This is a genomic window from Mesorhizobium sp. P2_A8, from assembly GCF_056404935.1.
The window spans coordinates 385,174-410,153 of sequence record NZ_JBFUDB010000001.1; the positions used below are offsets into that span (position 1 = coordinate 385,174).

Genomic DNA, 24,980 nt, shown 5'->3' on the forward strand with positions numbered 1-24,980 from the left:
ACATCAATCCATCGGAGGGGGCGCAAGCCCCTTTCTAGTTTAAGGCAGGGCCTTGAACCCATAGCCCCGAACGTCTCCGGAATACGATCGGTCGTACTTTTGCCTGACCAAGATTTCGGATACGCGCTCTCCGAACGGACCTAGGTACACCTGATGTTTGAGGTTCTGGCGGATCGTAAAATGGCTTGGATGCGCAAGCAGATCGCATAGCTGTAAGCCGGCTATGTTGTCTTTCTTGGTCCGGAACCAAAGGCTTGATCGCGGCAACCGCGAGAGCGTCAGAGCAGAGTCTGCATATCTTGTTCCCGCTAGCCGATAGCGGGAAAATTGGAACTGCAATTCCTTGTCCTGGTTGTTGCCGCGCGCCTCCGGCATGATGTCCCCGGTCCCGGCCATTCGCTTGAGGTATTGGGCGTATTTCTCGACAATGATTTCCATCAGGAAGTGGTATGGATGGGTCTGGATCCAATGCGTCTGCATCGTCATCCACTGCTTGTCGATAAGGGCGGTGATAACACGGTAGTCCGCGTCCGACATTATCTGTAGAATGCGGCGGTCAAACTCTTCGCGCTTATCGTCATCGCGCAACGGCTGAAATGGGCCTCGAAAGTTTCTAATATCTACCCTGTGAAAGCAGACTGGCGAGTCGGGGTCTTGGTTAAGAATATCGGCCTTGATGCGGTCAAAAGCGGGGACAAGATAGTCGCGGGCGTGATCGGTCTTCATGATCACGCCAGTGAGACTTAGATAGCGAAAGTTGTCGTCGTGGAGCCGTTTCATTGCGTCCACGCCTACTTCGTCCAGATACATCCGATACATGAGGCAACAATGGCCGATTCTTCAAAAAAAGCCGAGTCACTGAAAGACAGGCAGTACCAGAAGTTTGTAGAAAAGGCGCGCGAGCTGGGGACAGACGAGTCCGAAGAGAACTTCGACCGCGTGTTGAAAAAGATTGTGAAGGTGCCACCTCCAAAAGGGTCGCAGAAAGAGCGGCCCTAGTAGAGGCTCGTTTAGTTCACGATATATTCCTTGTCGGCGGACTCGCCTTTCCGCCGCGTCATGCGACAATGCTCGCAATCTAATGATTCGAGCCCGTTGCGGCGGAGAGAATGACTCAAATGGCGAATACCGAAGAAGATAGTCCGACAGATATCGTGATCCGTGGCACTCGCATCAGCGAGGACGAAAACGGCCACTGGAATTTAAATGACATTTGGGCTCTGGCGAAGTCACCCATTGCCAAAGCCCCTAAGCATTGGCGTGGGAACAAGACTGTAAAGCGCCTAATCGACGCGCTCCAGAAAAAGGTAACCAGCGGTTACCTTTTAAAGGGCGGCGATATCATCCCTGTCATTTACGCGGCGCGCGGGCGCGGCAACGCAGGCACCTTCGCGCATCCCATTCTCGCGGCCTCCTATGCCGGGTATCTTAGCGAAAAGCTCGAAATCGAGACTCGCGAAGTTTGGCTTCGCTACCGCGCCGGAGACGCCACGCTCGCCGATGAAATCTTGGAGCGCGCTACACCGGAGGCAAACGAATGGGCCGGCACAAGGGCATTGGGTCGAGCAAAGCGGAATGAGTTTACCGCTGCTCTACAGGCCCATGGGGTCAAGAACCTGGGATACGCCATTTGCACAGACGCGATTTACGAAACTCTCTTCGATGCTCGCACACGTTCGCTGAAACAGACGCGCGGCCTTCCCGCAAATGCGAACCTACGTGACGCAATGAGTTCAGACGAATTGGTCTCAGTCATGTTCGCCGAGATGCTATCGAAGCGTCGCATTGACGAAGAGAACCCGCTTGGCGATCTGGCGTGTGAGAACGCCACGCGCCGCAGCACCGAGCGTGTCCGACTTACAATCGAGGAAGATCGGAAAGACCGGCAGAGGCGTTTGGCAAGGTAACCCCCTGCCATTCCCCTACGGCTGGGTAGCGCCTAGAGCCGCGTTGACCAGTCTGGCGCGTCCGCTTGTACGAACAGATAAATGCCGACCACGAGCAGCACTACCAGCACGGCGAGCGCAATCCAGAGCATGAGTTTCGTTCGGTTCATGGCGAGCAGGTAATCAGTCACCGCCCGCGCCGCAATTCAAATGACCGTGTGTTGCTCTACGGCTGGGTGGCGCCTACACGCGGCTTGACGGCCAAAGCATCAATCAGCTTCGGCGGTGCGTCCAAGCCTTCCATAGCCCTGTGCAGAGCCACGGTTGCGACTGCGAGGCGATCTTCCGGCTTGCCGTTGTCATTGGCGAGGTCGGCGTGCACTGGCGGCTTCATGGAGCGAGTATGCGCCTTGTGTGTGCCGCTGGCTACTTCCGCACGAGCCATTCCAGAAAGTCGGGATCGATGTCATCACTGCCGGTAAAGTCCCGGATCAGAAGCACCGCATGTTCTCTCCATCGGTCTTCCGGGATGCTCTCTTCGATGACGGATTTTGTGAAGGCGCTGCGAATGATGTCGCAGTCAAAAGCGGATACCGAACCACCCAGCTTATCCATGGTGAAACCTCCCATCCAAGGGCTGGAAACAGAATGGTGACATGGGGAATCCATAATACGTCTGATGACGGATTCAATGGAATTCTAATGTACGGTTTTTACCATTTCGTGAGCGCCGGCCTGTCGAGGACAGCATTCCTATTTCGAGCTAGGTTTGTCAACGATATAATCGCCTTTGACCGGGGAACTGTGATTGTCTCCCTGTGGGGCCATTCCCGGCCTCACACGGGCTGGGGCCAGCCCATATCGGGGTTGCACGAATGGTGGCGCGGGTTCGCACGGTCGCTTTCCAGGGCATCGAGGCCGTGCCGGTCGACGTGCAGGTGATGATCGCACCCGGCAAGGTCAACATGCATATCGTCGGCTTGGCCGACAAGGCGGTGGCGGAGAGCCGCGAACGGGTGCAGGCGGCATTGCATGCCTCCGGCCTGTCGATGCCGTCGAAGAAGGTCACGGTCAATCTGGCGCCAGCCGACCTGCCCAAGGAAGGCAGCCACTACGATTTGCCGATCGCGCTTGGCCTGATGGCGGCCCTAGGCGCCATTCCGGGCGACATGCTGGCCAGCTATGTCGTGCTTGGCGAATTGTCGCTCGACGGCACGATTGCCGCGGTCGCCGGTGCCTTGCCGGCGGCGATCGGCGCCAACGCCGAAGGCAAGGGCCTGATCTGCCCGTTCGCCTGCGGGCCGGAAGCGGCCTGGGCCGGCGCCGATTTCGACATTCTGGCGCCGCGCAGCCTGATTGCGATTGCCAATCATTTTCGCGGCACGCAGGTGCTGTCGCGGCCGGAGGCCGGCATCCACACGTCGGCGCGCGACCTGCCCGACCTCGCCGACATCAAGGGCCAGGAGACCGCCAAGCGGGCGCTGGAAGTGGCGGCGGCTGGTGGACACAACCTACTGATGGTCGGGCCGCCTGGATCGGGCAAGTCGATGCTGGCGCAGCGGTTGCCGTCGATCCTGCCGCCGCTGGCGCCGAAGGAATTGCTCGAAGTCTCAATGATCGCCTCGGTGGCGGGAGAACTCGGTGAAGGCAAGCTGACCGACCGGCGGCCGTTCCGCGCCCCGCACCATTCGGCCTCGATGGCGGCGATGGTCGGCGGCGGCCTGCGCGCACGGCCGGGAGAAGTGTCGCTTGCCCATCACGGCGTGCTGTTCCTCGACGAGTTTCCCGAGTTCACGCCGCAGACGCTCGACGCGCTACGCCAGCCGCTGGAGACCGGCGACTGCATGATCGCGCGCGCCAACCATCGCGTCACCTATCCGGCGCGCATCCAGTTGGTCGCGGCGATGAACCCGTGCCGATGCGGCATGGCCGGCGAGCCAGGATACCGCTGCCTGCGCGGCGAGCGCTGCCGCACCGATTACCAGGCGCGCATCTCGGGCCCGCTGCTCGACCGCATTGACCTCCGGATCGAGGTGCCGGCGGTCTCGGCCAGCGACCTGATCCGGCCGGACCGGGCGGAGAAAAGTGCGGCCGTGGCGCTGCGTGTGGCGCGAGCCCGCACCATCCAGCGCGAGCGTTTCGAACGGCTCGGCGCCCGAGCCACCACTAACGCGCATTGCGCGCCGTCGGTCATCGAGGAGATTGCCATGCCCGACGACGCCGGCCTGTCGCTGCTCAAGGACGCCAGCGAAAAGCTCGCGTTTTCCGCCCGCGCCTATCATCGCGTGCTGAAGGTGGCACGCACGCTGGCCGATCTCGACGCCAGCGAGACGGTCGGCCGCATCCATTTGGCGGAAGCAATCTCCTACCGCATGAGTTCGGAACGCGTCGCGCAGGCGGCTTGACGCATTCGCTCCTTGATGGAAGCGGCAAACCGGCGCGGTGGCATCAGCGAACGCGTGCCCCTTGCGCGTCGAAAATGCGCGTGCGGCCGGGCAGGAAGCGCAGCGTTATGGTTTCGCCGAAATGGGGCTGGTCCTCGCGCCGTTCGGCAACCACCGTTTCGCCGCTCGGCAGCACACCGTGGACATAGGAGGTCGATCCCAGGCGCTCGGTGACGTCGACGGTGAGCGAAAGCTCAACCCCCTGCTTGTCGTCGAGATGTTCCGGCCTGATGCCCAAACTGACCTGCTGGCCATGTCCAAGCCTCGTTGCCAGATGGGCGATGTCGACCCTGGCGTCGCCGACGAGCAGGCTTTGGCCGTCCTCGGCCACCTTGCCTTTTAGAAAATTCATGCGCGGCGAGCCGATGAAGCCGGCGACGAAGGCATTGTCGGGATCGTCATAGAGCGACAGCGGCGTACCGATCTGCTCGATCTTGCCGGCTTTGAGCACGACGATCTTGTCGGCCAGCGTCAGCGCCTCGGTCTGGTCATGCGTCACATAGACCATGGTCCGGCGGATCGACTGGTGCAGGCGCTTGATCTCGGCCCTGAGTTCCGTGCGCAGCGCCGCGTCGAGGTTGGACAGCGGCTCGTCGAACAGGAACAGCCGGGGATCGCGCACCAGCGCCCGGCCGATGGCGACGCGTTGTCGTTGGCCGCCGGATAGCTCACGCGGCTTGCGACCCAGCAAGGGTTCGATCTGCAGCAGCTTCGCCACCGCAGCGACCTTCTCGTCTGATGTCTTGCGGTCGAGCCCGCGCATCTTCAGCGGGAACGCAATGTTCTCGGCCACCGACATGGTCGGGTAGAGCGCGTAGGACTGGAACACCATCGCCACGTCGCGATCACGCGCGGGAAGATTGGTGACGTTGCGGTCGCCGATGACGATGGTGCCGGAATCGATCGGGTTCAGTCCGGCAACGGCATGCAGCAGAGTCGATTTCCCGCAGCCGGACGGCCCGAGCAACACGACGAAGGACCCCTCCTCGACCTCGACAGAGACATCGTCCAGCACGCTGACCGCACCGTAGGATTTCGACACCGACCTTATAGACAAATTCGCCATCGGATCTAACCCTTCACGCTGCCAAGTGTCATACCGCGCACGATCTGCCCTTGCACCAGAATGCCAAGCACGATCATCGGCAGCATGATGAGGGTGGCGGCGGCGGTGAGCGCGCCCCATTGAATGCCCTGGAATGTCAGGAACGAGGTGATACTGACTGGAAGCGTCTGCGTGTCGCGGCCGGTCAGCACAAGGGCAACGAAGAACTCGTTCCAGGTGAACAGCACGCACAGGATCAGTGTCGCCACCATGCCGCCGCGGGCGGCCGGCAGATAGACATGCCAGAACACGCTAAACTCGCGTGCGCCGTCGACGCGGGCCGCGTCGCGCAACTCCTTGGGAATGTCGTCGAAAAAGGTGATCAGCAGCGAGATGGCGAACGGTACGTTGACGAAGGCATAGGCGGCGATCAGCAGCCAATGCTGGTTGAGCGCGCCGATCCGGGTCGCCAGATAATACATCGGGATGACGAACAGCAGAGCCGGCGCGATGCGTAGGCTGAGGATGAATTTTTCCTTGGAGCGGCGCAGGTCGCCCGGCTGCTGTGCCAGTCCGTAGGCGGCGATCGAGCCGACGGCAACCGCAAGCGCGCTGGACAGGATGGAGATGATGAAGCTGTTGGCGAAGGCGCTGAGGAAGCCTCGGTTGGCGAACACCGTGCGGTAGTTTTCCAGCGTCGGGCTGAACAGCCAGACCGGGGGAATGGCAAAGGCATCGCGCGTCGTCTTGAACGAGGTGACGACGACCCAGTAGAGCGGAAACAGCGCAGCCAGCAAAAGCAGCAGCAGCCCGACATAGAAAAGCGCCCGCCGGGCCATCAGCGCTCTCCCGATTTCGGGAACAGAACGCTGTACATGGTCAGCAGCGCGACATTGGTGAAGATCGTCAGGATGATGGCGATGGCCAGCGCGTAGGAGATGTCGAAATTGGTGAAGGCGGCGATGTAGCCGTAATAGTTCAGCGTTTCGGTCGACAGCGCCGGCCCGCCGCGTGTCATGATGTAGAACAGGTCGAAAGCCTTGATGCTATCGATCGCCCTGATCAGCGCGACGATGGCGAGCGCGCGGCGCAGCATCGGCAACAGCACATACCAGGTGACCTGCCATTCGCGCGCACCATCGACGCGGGCGGCATTGAGCGGGTCGGTCGGCGCCGATTCCAATGCCGCCATCACCAAAAGGATGACGAAAGGCGTCCACTGCCAGATGTCGGCGATGAGCACCGAATACAGCGCCAGCTGCGGGCTGCCCAACCAGTCGACCTGGGACAGGCCGGCCAGCGACAGAAGGAAGTTCGCCATGCCGGTGGCCGGATCGAAGAGGAAGCGCCATGTCAGGCCGACGACCACCGGCGTCATGATGATCGGCACCAGCAGCAGCGTCCTGACCAGCCGCTTCATAGCGAAGTCGCGGTCGAGAAACAGCACGACGGCGAGCCCGAGCGCGATCTCGATCACGGTCGCCAGCGTCGTGAACAGCACCGTGCGCCACAGTGCGGCCATGGCGCGCGGATCGCCGAAGAAGCGGAGATAGTTGTCGAGACCGACGAACTTCTCGCGCCCGGCGCGCATCAAAGACAGGTCGTGCAGCGATATCCAGATCACGAACAGCGTCAGCGCGACCGAGGCAACGGTCAAGCAGAGGATGATCGGCTGGAAGAAGTGCCTGGTCGGATCCGACGCTGCTGTTGCCACGGTTCAATCCATCAATTCGGGATTTCGCCCTGCCGCGCACAGGGAGCGCACGCGGCAGGGCACGCCTGCCCGCTTATCGGGCGAGCGCGGCGTTGTTGGCTTCATCTGCTTCCTTCAGGGCATCGGCAGCGCTGGCGGTGCCGGAAAGCGCCTTGGAGACGGCAATGCCGGTGTTGTTGATGATCTCGTTGGCTTGCTCGACGGTCGGCAGATATTGCGGATTGCCGGCATTGATGGCGGCGATCATGCCTTCCTTGAAGGCGCCGTAGCGCTTGTTGAAACTGTCGCTGTTCAGCACCGCAAGCGATGTCACGCCGGAATTGGGATCGGTTTCGATCGCCTTCAGCTGCTGCTCCTTCGCGGTCGCCCAGGCGGCGAAGAACGCGGCCGCTTCCTGATTCTTGGATTCGGCGGAGACATACATCGAGTGGACGGCGAGTGACGACGAACCGCCCTTGGGCGACGACGACTGCATCGGCACCGGCACATAGCCGACCTTGCCGACCACCGACGAGGCCGTGGGATCTTCATTGTAGGCGCCGTTGACCGTGGCATCGAGCGTGATCGCCGCCTTGCCCTGCTGGAACAGCAGGCGGTTTTCCTCCCAACCGAAATTGGCGACGCCCACCGGACCGTAGTCCTTCAGCACCTTGGTGAAGGCGTCGAGTGCAGCGATGCCTTCCGGCGTTGCCAGCGCCGACTTGCCGCTGGCGTCGAGGAACGAGCCGCCGAAGCCCCACAGATAGGCAGCCCAGACATAGACGCCCTGGATGCCTTGCTGGCCGCGCATGGTGATGCCGGCGATCTGTTTGTTGGTTTTCTCGGAGATGGTCTTGGCCGCGTTCTCGATGTCCTCGAACGTCTTGGGCGCGGCGAGACCATACTGTTCGAACAGGTCCTTGCGGTACATGACGAAGGTGCTCTCGCCATAGACCGGCAGCCCGTAGATCTTGCCGTCGAGAACATTGGTGTTGAAATAACCGGGCACGAAATCGGCCTTGTCGAACTGCGCTGCGTGCTTGGCCAGGAAGTCGTCGAGCGGCACGATGAAGCCGGACTTCACGAAGCCTGGCAGGTAGATGATGTTGTTCTGGACGACGTCATAGCGGCCGGACTTGGAGGAAAACTCCAGCAGCTCCTTGGCCGTGATGTCGCCTTCGGGAACGATTTCGAGCGCGACGTCGATGCCGGTCTGCTGCTTGAATTCCGGCAGCATCCTCTGGATGGCGTCGGTCGTCGGATGACCTTCGAGCAGCACCGACAGCTGCACCCCGTCGAACGGCTTGTCCTGCGCCGAGGCCGGCATGGCCGTGGCGAGTGCGGCGACGGCCGCGGTAAGCATCAACACATTGCGTCTGGTAAGCATTTTTCGTCTCCCATTGTTGGGCCGCTTGGCCTCGTTGGATTCGCGCCATCTGCTTGTTTGAACATGATCTTTTCCGAAAACCGGTATCCACCTTTCGGGATCATGCTCCACCGAGGCGCACGATTTCGCCGCTCTCGGCCGATTGCATCATTGCAAGGGTGAGTTCGAGCGAACGAAGGGCATCGCGACCGCTGGCGATCGGCATCGCCGCACCATCAAGCCAGGCAAGCAAACCGCTGAGCTGGCGCGCCAGGTCGCCGTCGAGGCGACCGTTGACGACAGGCCAATGCTGGGTGTCGATCTCGCGTGAGCTTTCATTGTTGGCATAGTAGAGACCACTGTCGCCGCACTGGACTTCGAACGAGCCTTCGGTGCCGATCAGTTCCATGCGGGCGTCGATCATGTGGCGAGCGCCGGCCGGCAGCGACCAGGCGCTTTCGAAATTCACCACCGTGCCGCCGGAGAAGCGCACGATCGCAGCGATGCTGTCCTGGGTGCCGGAGGCGCCGAGCAGCCGGTCGGTCTGCTGGGCGTAGACGGAAACCGGGTGCTGGCCGTCGAGCATCCACAGCACCATGTCGACATCGTGCACAGTGACATGCAGTGCCAGCGGCAGCTTGCCGCCATAGCGCTTCGGGCCCTCGGTGCGGGCGCTGTTGCGCCGGACATAGATGTGGATCGGCTCGCCGATCCTGCCCGATGTTATCAAGTCCCTGGCCGCCGCGTAGCGGGGGTCGAAGCGCAGGAGATAACCCACCCCGAGCTTGACCCCGGCCGCCTCGCATGCGGCGATGATCGCCTGCGCATCCTCGATTTTGGAGGAGATCGGCTTCTCGACGAAGACGTTGATGCCGGCCTCGGCCACGGCAACCGCCGGCGCCAGATGCAGATTGTCGGGTGTGCAGATCGAGACGAGGTCGAGATCGCGCTCGGCCGCCAGCAGCGCCTCGTGGCTGCCATAGACCTTGCAGCCCGGCGCCTTGGCCGCGACGGCACCGGCCAGCTCCAGATTGGGGTCGACGATCGCCGCCAGTTCGCAGCCGACCATGTTGGCGAAGATCGCAGCGTGCATGGAGCCCATGAAGCCCGCTCCGATAACGGCGACGCGGCGGCGCTTGATCATGACTGGTTCCTCTTCAATTGCGGGTTGGCGCCCCACGACGCGACCTGGTCGACGAACCCCCGGGTGATGGCGTCCGGCCGGGTTATGGCGCCGCCGACAACGATGAAACGGGCACCGAGCTCGAAACAGCGGACGGCCTCCTGCGGCGTCCAGATGCGGCCTTCGGCGACGAACGGCAGGCCGGCGCCGGCGAGCTGCTCCATCAGCTTGAAGTCGGGGCCGCGCTGTTGGGTGGAATAAGGGGTGTAGCCGGCCATGGTGGTGCTGATGACCGAGGCGCCGGCATCGATGGCGCGCTTGCCTTCGCCGAGCGTGCTGACGTCGCCCATCGACAGGCGTCCCCTGGCCGCGATCGCGCCGAACATTGCTTCGAGGGTGGCGGGGCGGGGCCGATTGGTGGCGTCCATGGCGACGATGTCGGCACCCGCGTCAATGACGACGGCCACGTCATCGAGCGTCGGGGTGATGTAGATTTCGGCGTCGGCGCGGCGGGCCTTGATCAGGCCGATGACCGGAACGCTGATCCGCCGGCGGACGGCTTCAATGTTGGCGGCACCTTCGATGCGCACGCCGGTCGCGCCGCCGAGGACGACCGACCGGGCAATGGCGGCAATGTGGTCGGGCGTGTCGAGCGGCATGCCTGCTTCGGCCTGGCACGAGACCACCAGCGTGCCATCGAGCTGAGCCAGCACATTGCCTTGCGCCTGGGGGACCTGCACCGGGGGCATCTCCTCACGTCGGGAAGCGTTACCCCTGCAATCAATCGCGGATGAAAGTTTTTGTCAAGCAATCATTTATGATGAAAATTTCCGTCACTTAGCAAAGCGACCCCGAGCAGACCCGCATCGGCACCCGCCCGGGCGGCAACGATCGGTCGCTGGAAAATGGGCGGCAGCTGTAGGGAACGTGCCTGCAAAGCCTCGATGAAGCCGGCGGCCAGTCCAACGCCGCCGCCGACGGCGAAGCAATCGATGTCCGCTGCCGCGGTCAGGTCGGCAAAGGCGTTGACCAGCGCATCGACGGCCGAAGCGATCACCTCGGCGGCGATCCCGTCGCCTTGCGCGGCGGCTTCGAACAGGTCGGGCGCACCAACCGAGCGGCCAAGCCGCTCGCTGCCGCGACGGGCAAGCGCGGTGCCCGAGGCGATCGTTTCCAGGCAGCCGCGCCGGCCGCAGCCGCAGGCGACGCCACCGGGATCGGACATGGTATGGCCGGCATGGCCAGCCAGCCCGGCGGCACCGGTCAGCAAGCGGCCGTCGATAACCAGGCCGCAGCCAATACCGGTCGAGACCGTAATGAAGGCGAAATTGTTGAAGCCGTGGCCGGCACCGACTGCGAATTCGGCCCAGGCGGCTGCCTGGGCATCGTTGACGACCAGTGGCGGCACGCCGAGCGCCTGTTCGAGCGCCCGCGCCAGCGGATAGCTGTTCTCGATCGGCAAGGTCCCTGGGTTGAGCGCGGTCAGCGCTCCGTCGCGAACGATGCCGGTGGTGGCGACGGCGACGGCACTGAGCGCATGTTTCGGTGCCAGGCCGGCGATTGCCGCGACAAGATCGTCGCCTCTGCCTGTCCTCGGCGTCGCCGTCTGCCGCCGGTCGAGCACCTGCCGCCCGAGAACCTCTGCGGCGGCAATCTTGGTGCCGCCGATGTCAACGGCAAAGACCGGACGATCAGAAGCTGCGGTCACTCACAACCTCCGCCGTGCGGCCGAGCAGCACCAGCCGCGCCGGATCCTGCCGCGTCATCTCGGCCACCAGCGCATCGACGATCAGAAGCTGGCTGATCTTCGAGGGGAAGGCACCGCCGGTCAGCGGCGTTTCCGGCCAGGACGCGATCAGAGCAAGATCGCAGGCCGCGACCAGCGGGCTCTTCGAGCGGTTGGATATTCCGATCACGAAGGCGCCTTGCGACCGGGCGAGCTCGGCGATCCGCACCGCGTCCACGGTCGAGCCCGAACTCGAAATGACCACCTGCACGGTGCCCGGTTGCGCGGTTCCCGCCGCCATGACCGCCAGATGCGCATCGCCCAGCGCGCGGCTCAGCTTGCCGATGCGGGTCATCTTGTAGGCAAGATATTGCGCCGTCACGCCGGAGGCGGCAATGCCGAAGCAGTCGACTACAGTTGCCGCCAGAAGCTGCCGCGCGGCCTTGGCAATGTCTTCCCTGACAATCAGCTGCTCGGTTTCGCGCAACGAGATGATGGCGGTTTCCACCAGCCGCTGGATGTCATCGGTCGGCAAGCCGATGTCCCTGGCCCGTTCGTCGGTTGCCAGTTCCTTGGCCAGAGCGAGCTTGAAATCCTGGAAACCGGTGAAGCCCTGATCGCGACAGAAGCGCATGACGCTGGCCTCGGACGAAGCGGAGGCTTCGGCAAGCTCGGTTATGCTCTGGCGCAAAGTGGCTTCGGGCTGTGCCAGCACCGTGTCGGCGACGCGCGCCAGCGCAGGCGTCATGTCTCCGGCGGCTGCCCTCAGCGAGGCAATAAGCGCATGTGTCATGAAGAGTCCTTGCTGCTACGATTCTTTTCGTTTGAGCATGATCTTGTCCAAAAACCGGTATCCTCTTTTGGGATCATGCTCAGAAATGCTCCGCCACCCAGGGCGGCGGGCCGGCAAACAGCTGGTCACACAGGCGTATGTCCGCCGCGGTGCCGACGACCTGGCCATACTGCGCCAGTTTCGAGGCGCTTCGAAAGCCTGTGAATATCTGCACGAAGGCAGGGCCTTGAAGGGTGACGGTCGGGCACGCGCCGGTCGCCTCGCGAACCTCGACCGCGCCGGACTTGATTTCGATCTCCAGCGCCGTCTCCGCCTCACCGATGCGCAGCGCCAGCCGGGTTTCGTCGACAGGATAGCCGCGCTGCCGCAAGGCGGCGGCGGGATCGAGCACCCTCAAAAGCCATTCCTCCTGATGGGCCAGACGCCAGCCCTTGTCCGGCATCGCCGCCACCAGATCGTCCTGCGGGCCGCCATGCCAGCGCACGACAGGATAGACCGAGCGGAACCTGGCGAGGAAGGAAAGAACGCCTTGCGCCGCCTGCGGCGAGCCGGCGTACCAGTCGCGAACCATCAGGCAGGTCTCGTCACCCATGTCGAGGATGAGATAGGCAGCGTCACCTTCGGCCAGATAGGCAGCCAGCGCATCGGTCGGTGTTCGGCACAGCTCATTCCAGTGCGGCTGGCTACGGCTGAGCAAACCGGCCTCCCGGGTCGTCTTGGCGGAATAGGCCCTGGCGATGCGTGGATCATCCAGCTCGACGCGCTCGAAGGCAAGCTTGCTCGCAACCGGCAGGCTGATGGTCTGCGCCTCGTAGATGATCTCATGGCCGGCGAGCTCGAAGCCGCTCTTGCGATAGACCGGCCGCGTCGAGGCGAACAGCGTGGCGATGACAACACCTTTGCCTTGCGCCTCCGCGCACAAGGCATCGACGAAGGGCACGGCCAGACCCCGACCGCGATGCTCCGGCGCTATCGCCACATGCGCGATGTTGGCCGCCGGCACCGGCTTGCCATGGAAACCGTGCGCAGTCTCTAGCAGCGCCGCGCAGGCGGCGGCCTTGCCCCCGCTGCGCAGCAGCCGGAGCGAGTCGAGGCCGACATTGGCAATGTATTCCTCGGACCGAGCCTTGCCGAAGCCGAAGGCCCAGCTTAGCAAGGCAGCTATCTCCGGGGCATCCTCCGCGGTGGCTGTCTCGACGGTGGGTATGAAGTTTTTTTTCATAGCTTTTCCATCTGTGGAGATTTTCATCATAGCTTGAAAATATCCGTACGCAACCGCGAACTCGGCTGCGTGAGCTCGGGACCCTCCGCACCCTGAAATCCAATGGCGGGCAGTCGTCTGGACGACCGGCGCTTGGCACCAGCACAGGTGCAGCCTCTCAAAGGCCACCCCGCCGGCTCGGCTGGATGCCAGAATCGTTGCAGATCATGTTCGGCGAAGCCGCCGCAATCGTCGGCGTCATCGCCAGCCAGCTCAGGCGCAGCGGCCGCAGTGCCTATATGCCGGTGGGTTGGATCGGCTTTTTCCCGGCACTCGCTTTTCGCATGGCGCAGGCGTTCAGACGCTATTACTTCTGCTGCGCCTTCAACTCCAGCCGCCGTGCGTGCAGTACTGGCTCGGTGTAGCCGTTGGGCTGGTTGCGGCCCTTGAAGACCAGGTCGCAGGCGGCCTGGAAGGCGATGGAGCGGTCGAAGTCGGCGGCCATCGGGTGGTAGAGCGGGTCGCCGACATTCTGCAGGTCGACGATGGCCGCCATGCGCCGCAGGGAATCCATCACCTGGATGCGCGAGCAGACGTCGTGGTGCAGCCAGTTGGCGATATGCTGCGAGGAGATGCGCAGCGTGGCGCGGTCCTCCATCAGGCCGACATCGTTGATGTCAGGGACTTTCGAACAGCCGACGCCCTGGTCGATCCAGCGCACGACATAGCCCAGAATGCCCTGCGCGTTGTTGTCGAGCTCGCGCTGGATCTCATCGGGAGTCCAGTTCGGCCGCACCGCGACCGGCACCGACAATATGTCGTCGAGTTTCGCCTTCGGCCGGCTCTTCAGCGCCGCCTGTACGGCATGGACGTCGACCTTGTGGTAGTGCGTGGCATGCAGCGTCGCCGCGGTCGGCGACGGCACCCAGGCGGTGTTGGCGCCGGCCCTGGGATGGGCGATCTTCTCGGTGAGCATTGCCGCCATCAGATCGGGCATCGCCCACATGCCCTTGCCGATCTGGGCGTGGCCGGCCAGCCCGCACTCCAGCCCGGTGTCGACATTCCAGGCCTCGTAGGCGGAGATCCAGGCGGCCTGCTTCATGTCGCCCTTGCGGATCATCGGGCCGGCTTCCATCGAGGTATGGATCTCGTCACCGGTGCGGTCGAGGAAGCCGGTGTTGATGAACACGACGCGTTCCCGGGCAGCGCGGATCGCCTCCTTGAGGTTGACGGTGGTGCGCCGCTCCTCGTCCATGATGCCCATCTTGATGGTGTTCCTGGCCATGCCGAGCAGGGCTTCGACACGGTCGAAGATCTCGACGGCGAAGGCGACTTCCTCCGGCCCGTGCATCTTGGGTTTCACGACATACATCGAGCCGGCGCGGGAATTGGCGCGGCGGCCGCTCGGCCCGACATCGTGCAGCGCGATCAGCGCCGTCATCGCCGCATCCATGATGCCTTCCGGCACTTCGTTGCCGTCGCGGTCAAGGATCGCCGGATTGGTCATCAGGTGGCCGACATTCCTGACCAGCATCAGCGACCGGCCAGGCACCGTCAGCGTGCCGCCGGCCGGCGTGGTGTAGGCGCGGTCGGGATTGAGCTTGCGGACAAAGCTCTTGCCGCCCTTGGTGATCTCTTCCGCCAGGTCGCCTTTCATCAGGCCGAGCCAGTTGCGGTAGATCACGACCTTGTCTTCGGCATCGACCGCCGCGACCGAATCCTCGCAGTCCTGGATGGTGGTCAGCGCCGATTCCAGGATGACATCGGCGACGCCCGCCGGATCGGTGCGGCCGATCTGGTTGTTGCGGTCGATCACGATCTCGATATGCAGGCCGTTCCTGACAAGCAGAACGGCATCGGGATTGGCTGCATCGCCGCGGTAGCCGACGAATTGTTTCGGGTTGGCCAGCGTGGTCGAACCCGCGCCGGCACTCAGTCGCAGCGCGCCTTGCGCCAGCGACAGGCCGTTCACCCCAGCCCATTTGCCGAGGGTGAGCGGGGCAGCCTCATCGAGGAAGGTCTTCGTCCAGGCAACGACCTTGGCGCCGCGCGTCGGGTTGAAGCTTTTGCCTTTTTCGGCGCCGTCCGTCTCGGGAATGGCGTCGGTGCCATAGAGCGCATCATAGAGCGAACCCCAGCGCGCATTGGCGGCGTTGAGCGCATAGCGGGCATTCATCACCGGCACGACCAGCTGCGGGCCCGCAACGACCGCGATTTCCGGATCGACATTATCGGTCGAGACGCTGAAGGCGGGGCCTTCGGGAACAAGGTAGCCGATTTCCTTGAGGAAGGCTTTGTAGGCCTCCATGTCGACGGGCGCGCCGTGGTCGCGATACCAGCCGTCGAGCTTTTCCTGCATGGCGTCGCGTTTCGCCAGCAGCGCCCGGTTCTTGGTGCCGAGGTCGTGGACGATGGCCGAGAAGCCGTTCCAGAAGTCCGCCGCTTCGATGCCGGTGCCGGGCAACGCCTCGCCTGCCACAAAGTCATGCAGCTCGCGGGCAATCCGCAATCCGGCGATCTCGATGCGATCGGTCATCAGGCTTCTCCAGATGAAAGGCTTTGCGGGCCTTTGGCATGTCAGGTTTGCCGGGTCAATTCAGCTTAGGGTGAAGGCGGTGTATTTGCATCGCTTCACACGGCGTCCGAGATTCAGATCAGGCCGAGTCGAAAATGGCGGATTCCGAGAACCGGAGCGGAGCATACTTTTGAGTACGTGAGCACCGGTAGCGCAGGAAGCCGCCATTTGCAGGCCGGCATCACCTGAATCTACACGGCAATCCTCGGCCTTCCCGAGGCCACGGCCACCACATGCGCCTCGATGAACATGCGCTGGGCTTCGACGGTGGAGACGCGGAATTCGGTCGCGACTTCGATCTCGGCGCTGTCGGTGCCGGCATCCCTGGCGCGCTCGGCGACGATGGCCCGGACATCGGCCTCGGCGGCCGCGATCGCCGCCGCCTCGTCGAGGAAATCGCGCACGGTTTCCCCTGAGGCAAGGCGAAACAGCCCTTCGCTGGGCTGGCTGACCCGTGCTTCGGCCGACACCCGCACCTGTCCGACGACGGCGCCGAGCGCGTTGGCGACATCGGTATCTTCCGGCACCACACACTCATTGCCGATCAGCGGCGGCAGGCCGGCATAATGCAGTGGCGCCGAAGCGCCGAGGCCGATGACCGGGCGGTCGAGCGTGACGCTCAGCCGGGCAATGCCGGGATGGGCATCGACGGCGCGCTGCACCAGCGCATGCGCCACCGTAGAGGCGCCGTCGAGGCCGTCCTCGGCAAAGGCGGTTTCAAGGATGTATTCGGCCGACCAGCGTGTCAGCGTCACCAGCACCCTTTCCGAGATCACCTCCGGCGACGCAGCGATCGGCTGGCCGCGGCCGTCGCGCTTGCGGGCGAAGAGTTCGGCCCCCAGCCGAGCGGCGACCGGATCCCAGTTCGCCTGCTTGCCCAGCACATGGGCAGCGTCCGACGGCGTGAAGCCGGCGACATGCACCAGCCCGCGCGACACCAGCCGGTTCAGCGTCGCGTTCTGCGCGTTCGAGGTCAAGAGCCTGTCGACGGCGAGCGGCACGGCACCAATCCCCTCGTAAAGCCGGGCTTCGGCGCCGGTCAATCCGGCGGCGAGCCGGTCCGGCACGCCGGTGCGCACCGCGAAGCGGCCGTCCATGCGGCCAGGATTGGGCGCGCGCAGCTGGCGCTCCAGCTCGGCTGTCACCGCTTCGCCATGCGCCATGCCGGCCAGCGCCAGCGGCACCAGGCGGCGCGGTCCGAGCAGGATCTTGGGGTTGAGCGAGCCATCCTCCAGCGCCACTTCGGAATCGCCGCCAAGGCCGAAGGTGCGCATGGCCACCGCCTCGACCATGGTGCGGAAGCCACCGACGGTGGCGCCTTCCGGATCGAGCCGCGGCCGGCCCTGGTCGAGCACGGCGACGTCGGTGGTGGTGCCGCCGATGTCGGACACCATGGCGTTGTCGAGCCCGGTCATGTGGCGGGCGCCGACCAGGCTGGCGGCCGGGCCGGACAGGATGGTCTCGATCGGCCGCTGGCGGGCAAACGCCGCCGACACCAGCGCGCCGTCGCCGCGCACCACCATCAGGGGTGCGGCGATGTTGCGCGCTTCGAGGAAGCCTTCGGTCGCCGCCACCAGCCGGTCGATCATCGAGATCAGCCTGGCATTGAGCAGTGTGGTGAGCGCCCGGCGCGGACCGCCGAGCTTGGCCGACAGCTCATGGCTTGATGTGACCGGCAGGCCGGTCTTTTCGCGGATCAGCTCGCGGGCAGTGATCTCATGCGCCGGATTGCGGGTGGCGAAATAGGCGCAGACGGCAAAGCCCGAGACCGAGGCGCCAAGTTCCGGCAGCGCTGCCTCCAGGCCGGACAGGTCGAGCTTGGCGGCATTGCCATGCACGTCGTGGCCGCCGGAGCAGAACACCACAGGGTCGGTGCCGAGGGCGGCCTTCAGCCCGTCACGAGCAAGGTCGGCCTCGGAGAAGCCGATCATCACCAGCGCCACTCGGCCGCCCTGGCCCTCGACCAGCGCGTTGGTGGCAAGCGTCGTCGACATCGAGACCAGTTTGATGGCGGCCGGATCGGTGCCGGCCTTCTGCAGCACCGCATCGACCGCGCCGGAAATGCCTACGGCCAGGTCGTGCCGCGTGGTCAGCGCCTTGGCCTTGGCCAGCACCTTGCCCTTGTTCGGCCCCTCTTGCTTACCTTCCGTTTCAGACCACAGCACGGCATCGGTGTAGGTGCCGCCGGTGTCGATCCCGAGGAACAGCGGCTTTGGCTTGGTCTTGGCGGTCATTCTTTGCGGATCCGGCGGGGGCGAGGTGTTTTTGCTCCCCGCCCCTTAGCCGATACGGGCCGGGCGATAAAGACGCGAGCGCTAGGCCACGATGGGTTCGATCTCCCCAAGAGGCATTAGCACCTCCGCTAAGGTGTCGAGATTCAGGTCAAGCCGAGTCGAAAATGGTGGCTCCCGAGAGCCGGAGCGGAGCGTGCTTGAAGTACGTGAGCAGCGAAAGCGCACGACGCCGCCATTTGCATGCCGGCCTCACCTGACTCTCGACACCTTAGCCCACAAACCCAACCTTCTTGTGCGTCCCATCGCAAAACGGCTTGTTGGCCGAGTGGCCGCAGCGGCAGAGGAAGGTGCGTTGCGTGCGATCGACGGTGTGGCCGGTGCCGGTGACGATCTCCAGATTGCCCTCGAACTTGAGCGGACCGTTTTTCGTCGGCGTGACGTTGAGCGGCCCGTCGCGCATTTCCAGCGCCGGCGTGTCCTTCAGCGGCGGCTCGCCGGTGGCGGTGAACCCTGATTTGTTGTGGCTGCCGTCGCAGAACGGCTTGTTTTCCGACGCACCGCAGCGGCAGAGCGTGGCGCGATAAAAGGTCTCGCCGTCGAGCACGATCTCGGCATGCACTGCCAGCGGGCCGTTTTCCCGCAGCCGCACGGTGTTGACCACCGGCGGCTGTTCCTGCGGCCCGCCATCCTTCCTGGTATAGGTGATGGCGCCCGAGGGGCAGCTTTCGGCGATAGCGACGATCTTCTCGACGCTGGCGGCCTCGGGATGGATCCATTGCCCTGGCGCGTTAGGCACGAAGACATGCGGATCGCCAAGCACGCAGTTGCGCGAATGGATGCAGCGCTTGCCGGAAAACCCGACGTCGATCTTGTCACTTTCGACCATGCCGGCCATGGCTGGGCTCCTGTTGCCTGAAGCGCGTCGCGCCCGAACAGTCCGACGCGGCGCGCTTTGGGTATTTGTGCACGCTGTGTTTAACGCAATTCCCTGGGGGAAAGCGCTACGCGCTTTTCCCGAGAAAACCGTGTCACACTTTTCCTGGAATTGCTCTATGGCTCCAGCCGGAAAGCCGTCAAGCTGGCAAACCGGTCAGGGAACCAGATCGATCTCCTCGGTCTCGCCGCCACTGCAGGTATAGCAGCAGTCGTCGCATTTTTCCTTGTTGCCGGGACCGACGCCCCAATAGGTCTCTTCGTCGCCATCGACCCAGGCGCCGTAGCAGATCGACTCGCCCTCGTTGCAGGAAACCGGCAACGACTTGGTCTCGCCGTCATTGAGGTAGAAATCCTGGTCGTTGCCCGGCCAGACATAGTCACGGTCCTGGCTGTAAAGCTCGAGGCGCATGGCATTGGGATGGCTGTTCTTGATGGCGAAGGTGACATCGCCGGCATGCGCCGACGGTGCGACCAGCATGACGAGAGACAGCGCGGCCAGCGTGCGGCGCGCATAAGCGTAAGACATGGTAACCCCCTGAATAAGCGGCCCACTTGGCCGCCGCGCAATCATCGCATGGTGCACGTGGCCGCCAAAGGGACGATTGCAACAATTCCGGACTGATTTTGGGGATATTGGTGCACTTCTTTCCCTTCTCCATCCGGGGAGACGGCAAGACGCGTCCCCTAGGGCACCAGATCGATCGCCTCGGTCGAATGTTCCACACAGATGAAGCAGCAGGTATCGCAGGGCTGGTCATTGTCCGGCCCGACGCCGGCGGAGATGCTGTCGTTGCCATCAACCCAGGCGCCGTAGCAGATGTGTTCGCCCTGATTGCAGGTGAGCGGCACCGATTTCTGCGAGCCGGGGTCGATCAGGAACACCTGATCGTTGCCTGGCCAGACCGTTTCGCGGTCGCGGCTGAACAGCTCGACCGCAACCGCTTCCTTGCGCAGGTTCTTGACGAAGAAGGCCATCTCGGTGGCCTCGGCCGAGGTGGTGAAGAGCACGGCAACAAGTGCAGCCATGCGAACCAGCGTCACAGTCTCGATCTCCCGAATCATGGCGGCAGAATCGCATGCCCGCCGGGAACTAGGAAGACGCAGGGCGTTGTGCCGCGATCCGCCGTCCCAGCCGCACCGTTTCACGCACCAGAAGGTCGAGATCCTCGCGCCGGGTGCGATGATTGGTGATCGCCACCCGCAGCCAGTGCTGGCCATGCACGGTGGTGTCCGACAGCGCGGCAATGCCCTCTTCCTGCAGCCTCAACATGATCTCGGTGTTGAGCGCCTTCAGCGCCTCACCGGCGAGGCCGGCCTGATAGCGGAAACAGACGATGTTGATGGTCGGCTTGGCGGCCAGCTCGAGCTGCGGCTCGGCCTCGATCAGCCCGGCGAGGTAACCCGCCTGCGCGATGTTCTGGTCGATCAGGCGGCCGAACTTATCGGCGCCATGCTCCTTCAGCGCCATCCACACCTTCAGCGCGCGAAAGCCGCGCGACGTCTGCAAGCCGTAGTCATGCAGCCATTCGCCGGAGGCGAGACCGCGCGGTGTCGATTCCAGATATTCTGGCGTCACGGTGAAGGTCCTGCGGTGCGCGGCGGCGTCCCTGACCAGGGCGCAGCCGACCTCGAAAGGCGCGTGCAGCCATTTGTGCGGATCAAGCGCAACCGAATCGGCCCATTCGATGCCGGCGACGCGATGGGCATTGTCGGGCGCGATGGCGATCAGCGCACCGATGCAGCCGTCGACATGGAACCAGAGGTCTTCCTCATGCGCCAGCTTGGCAAGCGCCTGCAGGTCATCGATCGCCCCGGTGTTGACCGTGCCCGCCGTGCCGATGACGCAGGCCGGTTTGAACCCGGCCGCGCGGTCCTCGGCGATCGCCGCGCGCAAGGCAGCGATGTCGATGCGCAGTCCGGCATCGGTCGGGATGCGGCGCAGCGCCCGGTTGCCCAGGCCGAGCGCTTCCATCGCCTTGCGGTGGCAGGAATGGATCTGGTCCGAGCCATAGAAGCGCAGCGGCTTCTCGATGGCGGCAACGCCGTGCTCGCGCACGTCGATGCCGGCCTTGGTGTTGCGCGCCACGGTCAGCCCGATGATGTTGGCCATCGAGCCGCCGCTGACCAGCGTGCCGCTGGCCGACGCGGGCAAACCCAGCATCTGCTTGCACCAGTTGACCACCTGGCTGTCCATCAGCCCGGCGGCGTGGTTGCCGCCGCCGAGGTTGGAGCCCTGGATTGCCGCCAGGAAATCGCCGAGCGCGCCGGTGAAGTTGCTTGACCCCATATACCAGGACCAGAAGCGCGGATGGATGTTGCCCATCGGATAGGACATCACGGTCCGCGAGACCTCGCCATAGACAGCGGCAAGGGGCGCCGGCGATCGAGGCAAGGGTGTCGCGAAGACATCTCGCACATCCGCCGGCATCTCTCGCCAGACCGGGCGGTCGCGTACGTCCTGCAGGTAGTCGATCGCGTCATCGATGACCCGGTGCGACAGGGCCTGCACATCGGCCCAGTCCAAGGGGTCAAGCGTTTCCTCGGCTGCTATGCCGAGGATTTCCTGCGCCGTGTCCATGACTGTCTCCCTCAAGCCGCCGGAAACTGGCATGCAGGCGTTGAGCGCGACAAGGCGATCTCGTCGGCGTCCATTTCGGCCTCGATGCCGTCGAACAGTGGCGTCGACATGTAGCGCTCGCCGGTGTCGGGCAGCATGCACAGGATCACCGCGCCGGCCGCCGCCCGTTCGGCGACCTGCCGCGCCACGGCGAAGGTGGCGCCGCCGGAAATGCCGGTGAAGATGCCTTCCTGACGCGCCAGCGCCTTGGCCCATTTGATGCCCTCGGGCCCGGCAACCGGCATCACCTCGTCATAGAGGCTGGCGTCGATTGCCTCCTGCAGCACGTTGGGGATGAAGTCCGGCGTCCAGCCCTGGATCGGGTGCGGCTCGAAGGCCGGGTGGGTGGCCGCGGGAGCGCCATTGGCACCGCGCTGCTGCGCCTTGCCGCTGCCGATGAGCTGCGCGTTGGCCGGCTCGGACAGGACGATGCGGGTGTCCGGCCGTTCGCGGCGCAGCACGCGCGCCACGCCGACGACGGTGCCGCCGGTGCCATAGCCGGTGACGAAGCAGTCGAGCCGCGAACCGGCGAAATCATTGACGATCTCGCGCGCCGTGGTCGCTTCGTGGATGGCGGCATTGGCGGCCGTCTCGAACTGGCGGGCGAGGAACCAGCCATTGGCCTCAGCCAGCTCCACCGCCTTCTTGTACATGCCAAACCCCTTCTCGGCGCGCGGCGTCAGCACCACCTTGGCGCCCAGCATGCGCATCAGCTTGCGGCGCTCGACGGAAAAGCTGTCGGCCATGGTGACGACCAGCGGATAGCCCTTTTGCGCGCAGACCATGGCCAGCCCGATGCCGGTGTTGCCGCTGGTCGCCTCGACCACCGTCTGGCCCGGCTTCAGCGCACCAGTGCGCTCGCCTTCCTCGATGATGTTGAGCGCCAGCCGGTCCTTCACCGAAGCGCCGGGGTTGAAGAACTCGGCCTTCACAAAGATCGTCGCATGGGCCGGCCCCAGATTGTTGATGCGGACCACCGGCGTATCGCCGACGGTGTCGAGAATGCTGTCGAACAGGTGGCCGCGCCCGGCCGTGGTTCTGATTTTCTGCTGATGCAACATCTTTGATCTCCTCGATCGTTTTCCATCACAAGCCGGTTACAAACCGGCGGCTTGGGCGGCGAGGTTTCGAGACCTTGCCGCGATAGGACTGACTGCCGACGATGTGGCAATGGCGGTATCCGGCGCGGAAAATCGCCGTCGGATGCGCCGTGTCGCCTTCGGTGGTATAGGAGAGGCCGACAGGCCAGCGTGGGAGCAGGCGTGGAAACGCACGTGGAATCCGCCAGATCGAGACTGGACGGCGAAGCGACCGGCCTATCCGTGCGCCTGCTTGGATCGCTGACGATCTCCCGCAACGGCGTTCCGGTTGCGCTGCCGGCGTCACGCAAGCTGCGCGCGCTGCTCGCCTATCTGGCGCTGGCGCCGCATGCCGTCGGCCGCAGTCGCCTGTGCGAGCTGTTGTGGGACGTGCCCAACGACCCCCGTGGCGAATTGCGATGGTGCCTCAGCAAGCTGCGCGGTGCGCTCGACGCGCCGGACCGGCGCCGGGTCGAGACGCAAGGCGACACGGTCGCGCTTGACCTGAGCGATTGCCTGGTCGATGCGCTGGAGGTCGCCCGTGCGGCCGCGCAGGGGATCGACACGCTCGATACGGAGCGGCTCCGGACACTCGCCGAATTGTTCGCCGGCGATTTTCTCGACGGGCTGGAACTCGACCGCAGCCCGCATTTCAACAGCTGGCTTGTCGCCCAGCGCCGCCGCTTTCACTCATGCCATGCCGCCGTGCTGGAACATCTCGCCGCAAACCCTCCCGCTGACACACCGGATGTGTCAGCGCATCTCGACAAATGGGTCGAGCTGGCGCCATTCGACACGCGCGCGCATCTGGCGTTGCTGTCCAATCTGGCGGAGCGTGGCGCCATCGGCGCGGCCGAGGAGCATTTGGCGTCGGCGGCTCGGCTGTTCCAGTCGGAGGAACTCGATTTCGGGCCGGTTCAAATCGCCTGGCGGGCGATGCGCGAGCAACGGTCAGGTATCTTGCTCCCGGCACAGCCTACCTGCCTGTCTGCGGTGTCGCAGCTGGTCGCCGCGCCTGGCGACGCCGGCGCGGTCGAGCCCAGCCAGGCTTCGCTCGCGGTGATGCCGTTTGTCGAGGAAACCGGCACACGCGGCGGGCTCGCCGACGGCTTTACCCACGACATCATCACCCGTCTCGCCAAGCTTAGGGATTTCTTCGTCATCGCACGCGGATCGGTGTTCGCGCTGGCAGAGAAGAGCATCGCGCCGGAGGATGCCGGCCGCCGGCTGAATGTCGACTACGTCGCCACCGGCACTGTCCGCAGCCCGCCCGGCCGCCTGATTGTCAGCGTCGAACTCATCGAGGTGCGCACGGCCAGGATCGTCTGGGCCGAGACATTCGAGCGCCGGCCCGACGACATCTTCGGCGTGCTTGACGATATCGGCAACAGCATCGTCTCTTCGATCTCGGCCGAGATCGAGACGGTCGAGCGCAACCGCGCCATGCTCAAGGCGCCCAATTCGCTCAACGCCTGGGAAGCTTATCACCGCGGCCTCTGGCACATGTACCGCTTCACCCGGGCCGAGAACGAGCAGGCGCGGCATTTTTTCGACATGGCCGTGCAGCTCGATCCCACCTTCGCCCGCGCCTATGCCGGCCTCTCCTTTACCCATTGGCAGAACGCCTTCCAGCGCTGGGGCGACCGCGACCGGGAAAGCGGGCTGGCCTTCGAAAGCGCCGGCCACAGCCTGCTGGTCGACGACCACAATCCGGCCGCGCACTGGGCGATGGGCCGGGCGCTGTGGCTGCGCGGCGAACACGATGGCTCGCTGCTCGAACTGGAACGGGCGGTGGATCTCAGCCCCAACTTCGCGCTGGGCCACTATGCTTTGTCCTTCGTGCATTCGCAGTCGGGCGACCCGCGGGCGGCGATCGGCTCGTCCGATCATTCGCGCCATCTCAGCCCGTTCGACCCGCTGCTGTTCGGCATGCTGGGGGCGCGGGCGATGGCGCATGTACGGCTCGGCCAGTTCGAGGAAGCGGCCGAATGGGCGCTGAAGGCGGCGGCGCGGCCCAACGCCCACGCCATCATCCTGGCGATCGCCGCACACTGCCTGGCGCTGGCGGGCCGGCTCGACGAGGCGCGCGGCTTTGCCGCTGCCATCCGCAAGACGTTGCCGAACTACGGCGTCGACGATTTCATCGGTACCTTCCGCTTCGAACCGGACGCGGTGGCGCTGTTCCGGCAAGGCGCAAGGCGGATCAGGCTGGGCTGAAGCCGGGGGAAGGTGACCCAAGACCTTCGCCTCAATTCCGCCGGG

Annotated in this window: 23 protein-coding genes; 4 read left to right on the top strand and 19 right to left on the bottom strand. The window is 64.3% G+C overall.

Annotated elements, in window-relative coordinates; all coding sequences use genetic code 11:
* Nucleotides 1–39: 39 nt before the first annotated feature.
* Complete coding sequence (locus tag AC1D10_RS01850; RefSeq protein ID WP_477268601.1) at nucleotides 40–819, bottom strand: DUF3800 domain-containing protein; 780 nt, start codon at nucleotides 817–819, stop codon at nucleotides 40–42.
* Between the two features lie 9 nt (nucleotides 820–828).
* Between AC1D10_RS01850 and AC1D10_RS01855 the strand changes: the two genes are divergently transcribed.
* Together AC1D10_RS01855 and AC1D10_RS01860 are read left to right on the top strand one after the other, a co-directional pair.
* A complete protein-coding gene (locus tag AC1D10_RS01855) occupies nucleotides 829–999 on the top strand; it encodes a hypothetical protein (RefSeq protein ID WP_477268603.1) in 171 nt (56 codons plus the stop codon).
* A gap of 119 nt (nucleotides 1,000–1,118) precedes the next feature.
* A complete protein-coding gene (locus AC1D10_RS01860) occupies nucleotides 1,119–1,907 on the top strand; it encodes a KilA-N domain-containing protein (protein ID WP_477268605.1) in 789 nt (262 codons plus the stop codon).
* A 32-nt stretch (nucleotides 1,908–1,939) separates the two neighbouring features.
* Here AC1D10_RS01860 and AC1D10_RS01865 read toward each other — a convergent pair whose 3' ends face one another.
* Nucleotides 1,940–2,077, bottom strand: coding sequence for a hypothetical protein (locus AC1D10_RS01865; RefSeq protein ID WP_477268607.1), 138 nt, complete (start codon nucleotides 2,075–2,077; stop codon nucleotides 1,940–1,942).
* Between the two features lie 235 nt (nucleotides 2,078–2,312).
* Nucleotides 2,313–2,501 carry a hypothetical protein gene (locus AC1D10_RS01870; RefSeq protein ID WP_477268609.1) on the bottom strand — a complete coding sequence of 63 codons (189 nt, stop codon included), beginning with the start codon at nucleotides 2,499–2,501 and terminating at the stop codon, nucleotides 2,313–2,315.
* A 260-nt stretch (nucleotides 2,502–2,761) separates the two neighbouring features.
* Between AC1D10_RS01870 and AC1D10_RS01875 the strand changes: the two genes are divergently transcribed.
* Nucleotides 2,762–4,291, top strand: a complete 1,530-nt coding sequence (locus AC1D10_RS01875; protein ID WP_477268611.1) for a YifB family Mg chelatase-like AAA ATPase — start codon at nucleotides 2,762–2,764, stop codon at nucleotides 4,289–4,291.
* A 43-nt stretch (nucleotides 4,292–4,334) separates the two neighbouring features.
* Here AC1D10_RS01875 and AC1D10_RS01880 read toward each other — a convergent pair whose 3' ends face one another.
* From AC1D10_RS01880 to cysK, 16 genes are all read right to left on the bottom strand, one after another.
* A complete protein-coding gene (locus AC1D10_RS01880) occupies nucleotides 4,335–5,396 on the bottom strand; it encodes an ABC transporter ATP-binding protein (RefSeq protein ID WP_477268613.1) in 1,062 nt (353 codons plus the stop codon).
* Nucleotides 5,397–5,401: 5 nt separating this feature from the next.
* The gene (locus tag AC1D10_RS01885; RefSeq protein WP_477268615.1) at nucleotides 5,402–6,214 is read right to left on the bottom strand and encodes a carbohydrate ABC transporter permease; all 813 of its coding nucleotides are present in this window, start codon (nucleotides 6,212–6,214) and stop codon (nucleotides 5,402–5,404) included.
* Nucleotides 6,214–7,089 carry a carbohydrate ABC transporter permease gene (locus tag AC1D10_RS01890; RefSeq protein ID WP_477268617.1) on the bottom strand — a complete coding sequence of 292 codons (876 nt, stop codon included), beginning with the start codon at nucleotides 7,087–7,089 and terminating at the stop codon, nucleotides 6,214–6,216. The genes AC1D10_RS01885 and AC1D10_RS01890 overlap by 1 nt, the downstream gene beginning before the upstream one ends.
* Before the next feature lie 73 nt (nucleotides 7,090–7,162).
* Nucleotides 7,163–8,455: an ABC transporter substrate-binding protein gene (locus AC1D10_RS01895; RefSeq protein ID WP_477268619.1), complete on the bottom strand. Its 1,293-nt coding sequence runs from the start codon at nucleotides 8,453–8,455 to the stop codon at nucleotides 7,163–7,165.
* Nucleotides 8,456–8,555: 100 nt separating this feature from the next.
* A complete protein-coding gene (locus AC1D10_RS01900) occupies nucleotides 8,556–9,578 on the bottom strand; it encodes a Gfo/Idh/MocA family protein (RefSeq protein ID WP_477268621.1) in 1,023 nt (340 codons plus the stop codon).
* Nucleotides 9,575–10,297, bottom strand: a complete 723-nt coding sequence (locus AC1D10_RS01905; protein ID WP_477268623.1) for an N-acetylmannosamine-6-phosphate 2-epimerase — start codon at nucleotides 10,295–10,297, stop codon at nucleotides 9,575–9,577. Before AC1D10_RS01905 ends, AC1D10_RS01900 begins: the two co-directional genes overlap by 4 nt.
* A 71-nt stretch (nucleotides 10,298–10,368) precedes the next feature.
* Nucleotides 10,369–11,265, bottom strand: a complete 897-nt coding sequence (locus AC1D10_RS01910) for an N-acetylmannosamine kinase (RefSeq protein ID WP_477268625.1) — start codon at nucleotides 11,263–11,265, stop codon at nucleotides 10,369–10,371.
* Nucleotides 11,249–12,076: a MurR/RpiR family transcriptional regulator gene (locus AC1D10_RS01915; protein ID WP_477268627.1), complete on the bottom strand. Its 828-nt coding sequence runs from the start codon at nucleotides 12,074–12,076 to the stop codon at nucleotides 11,249–11,251. The genes AC1D10_RS01910 and AC1D10_RS01915 overlap by 17 nt, the downstream gene beginning before the upstream one ends.
* Nucleotides 12,077–12,155: 79 nt before the next feature.
* On the bottom strand, nucleotides 12,156–13,298 hold the full coding sequence (locus AC1D10_RS01920) for a GNAT family N-acetyltransferase (protein WP_477268629.1): 1,143 nt from the start codon (nucleotides 13,296–13,298) through the stop codon (nucleotides 12,156–12,158).
* 346 nt (nucleotides 13,299–13,644) lie between these two features.
* Entirely contained in the window at nucleotides 13,645–15,813 is a 2,169-nt protein-coding gene (locus tag AC1D10_RS01925; protein WP_477268632.1) for a malate synthase G, read from the bottom strand.
* Nucleotides 15,814–16,043: 230 nt separating this feature from the next.
* On the bottom strand, nucleotides 16,044–18,086 hold the full coding sequence (locus AC1D10_RS01930; RefSeq protein WP_477268634.1) for a hydantoinase/oxoprolinase N-terminal domain-containing protein: 2,043 nt from the start codon (nucleotides 18,084–18,086) through the stop codon (nucleotides 16,044–16,046).
* A 268-nt stretch (nucleotides 18,087–18,354) separates the two neighbouring features.
* Nucleotides 18,355–18,981, bottom strand: coding sequence for a CDGSH iron-sulfur domain-containing protein (locus AC1D10_RS01935; protein ID WP_477268636.1), 627 nt, complete (start codon nucleotides 18,979–18,981; stop codon nucleotides 18,355–18,357).
* A 195-nt stretch (nucleotides 18,982–19,176) separates the two neighbouring features.
* Nucleotides 19,177–19,548: a hypothetical protein gene (locus AC1D10_RS01940; protein ID WP_379093985.1), complete on the bottom strand. Its 372-nt coding sequence runs from the start codon at nucleotides 19,546–19,548 to the stop codon at nucleotides 19,177–19,179.
* Between the two features lie 158 nt (nucleotides 19,549–19,706).
* Entirely contained in the window at nucleotides 19,707–20,084 is a 378-nt protein-coding gene (locus AC1D10_RS01945; RefSeq protein WP_477268639.1) for a hypothetical protein, read from the bottom strand.
* 28 nt (nucleotides 20,085–20,112) lie between these two features.
* Complete coding sequence (locus AC1D10_RS01950; RefSeq protein WP_477268641.1) at nucleotides 20,113–21,600, bottom strand: pyridoxal phosphate-dependent decarboxylase family protein; 1,488 nt, start codon at nucleotides 21,598–21,600, stop codon at nucleotides 20,113–20,115.
* Nucleotides 21,601–21,611: 11 nt separating this feature from the next.
* On the bottom strand, nucleotides 21,612–22,700 hold the full coding sequence (cysK, locus tag AC1D10_RS01955) for a cysteine synthase A (protein WP_477268643.1): 1,089 nt from the start codon (nucleotides 22,698–22,700) through the stop codon (nucleotides 21,612–21,614).
* Between the two features lie 213 nt (nucleotides 22,701–22,913).
* Between cysK and AC1D10_RS01960 the strand changes: the two genes are divergently transcribed.
* A complete protein-coding gene (locus AC1D10_RS01960) occupies nucleotides 22,914–24,935 on the top strand; it encodes a transcriptional regulator (RefSeq protein ID WP_477268645.1) in 2,022 nt (673 codons plus the stop codon).
* The last annotated feature ends 45 nt before the right edge of the window (nucleotides 24,936–24,980 follow it).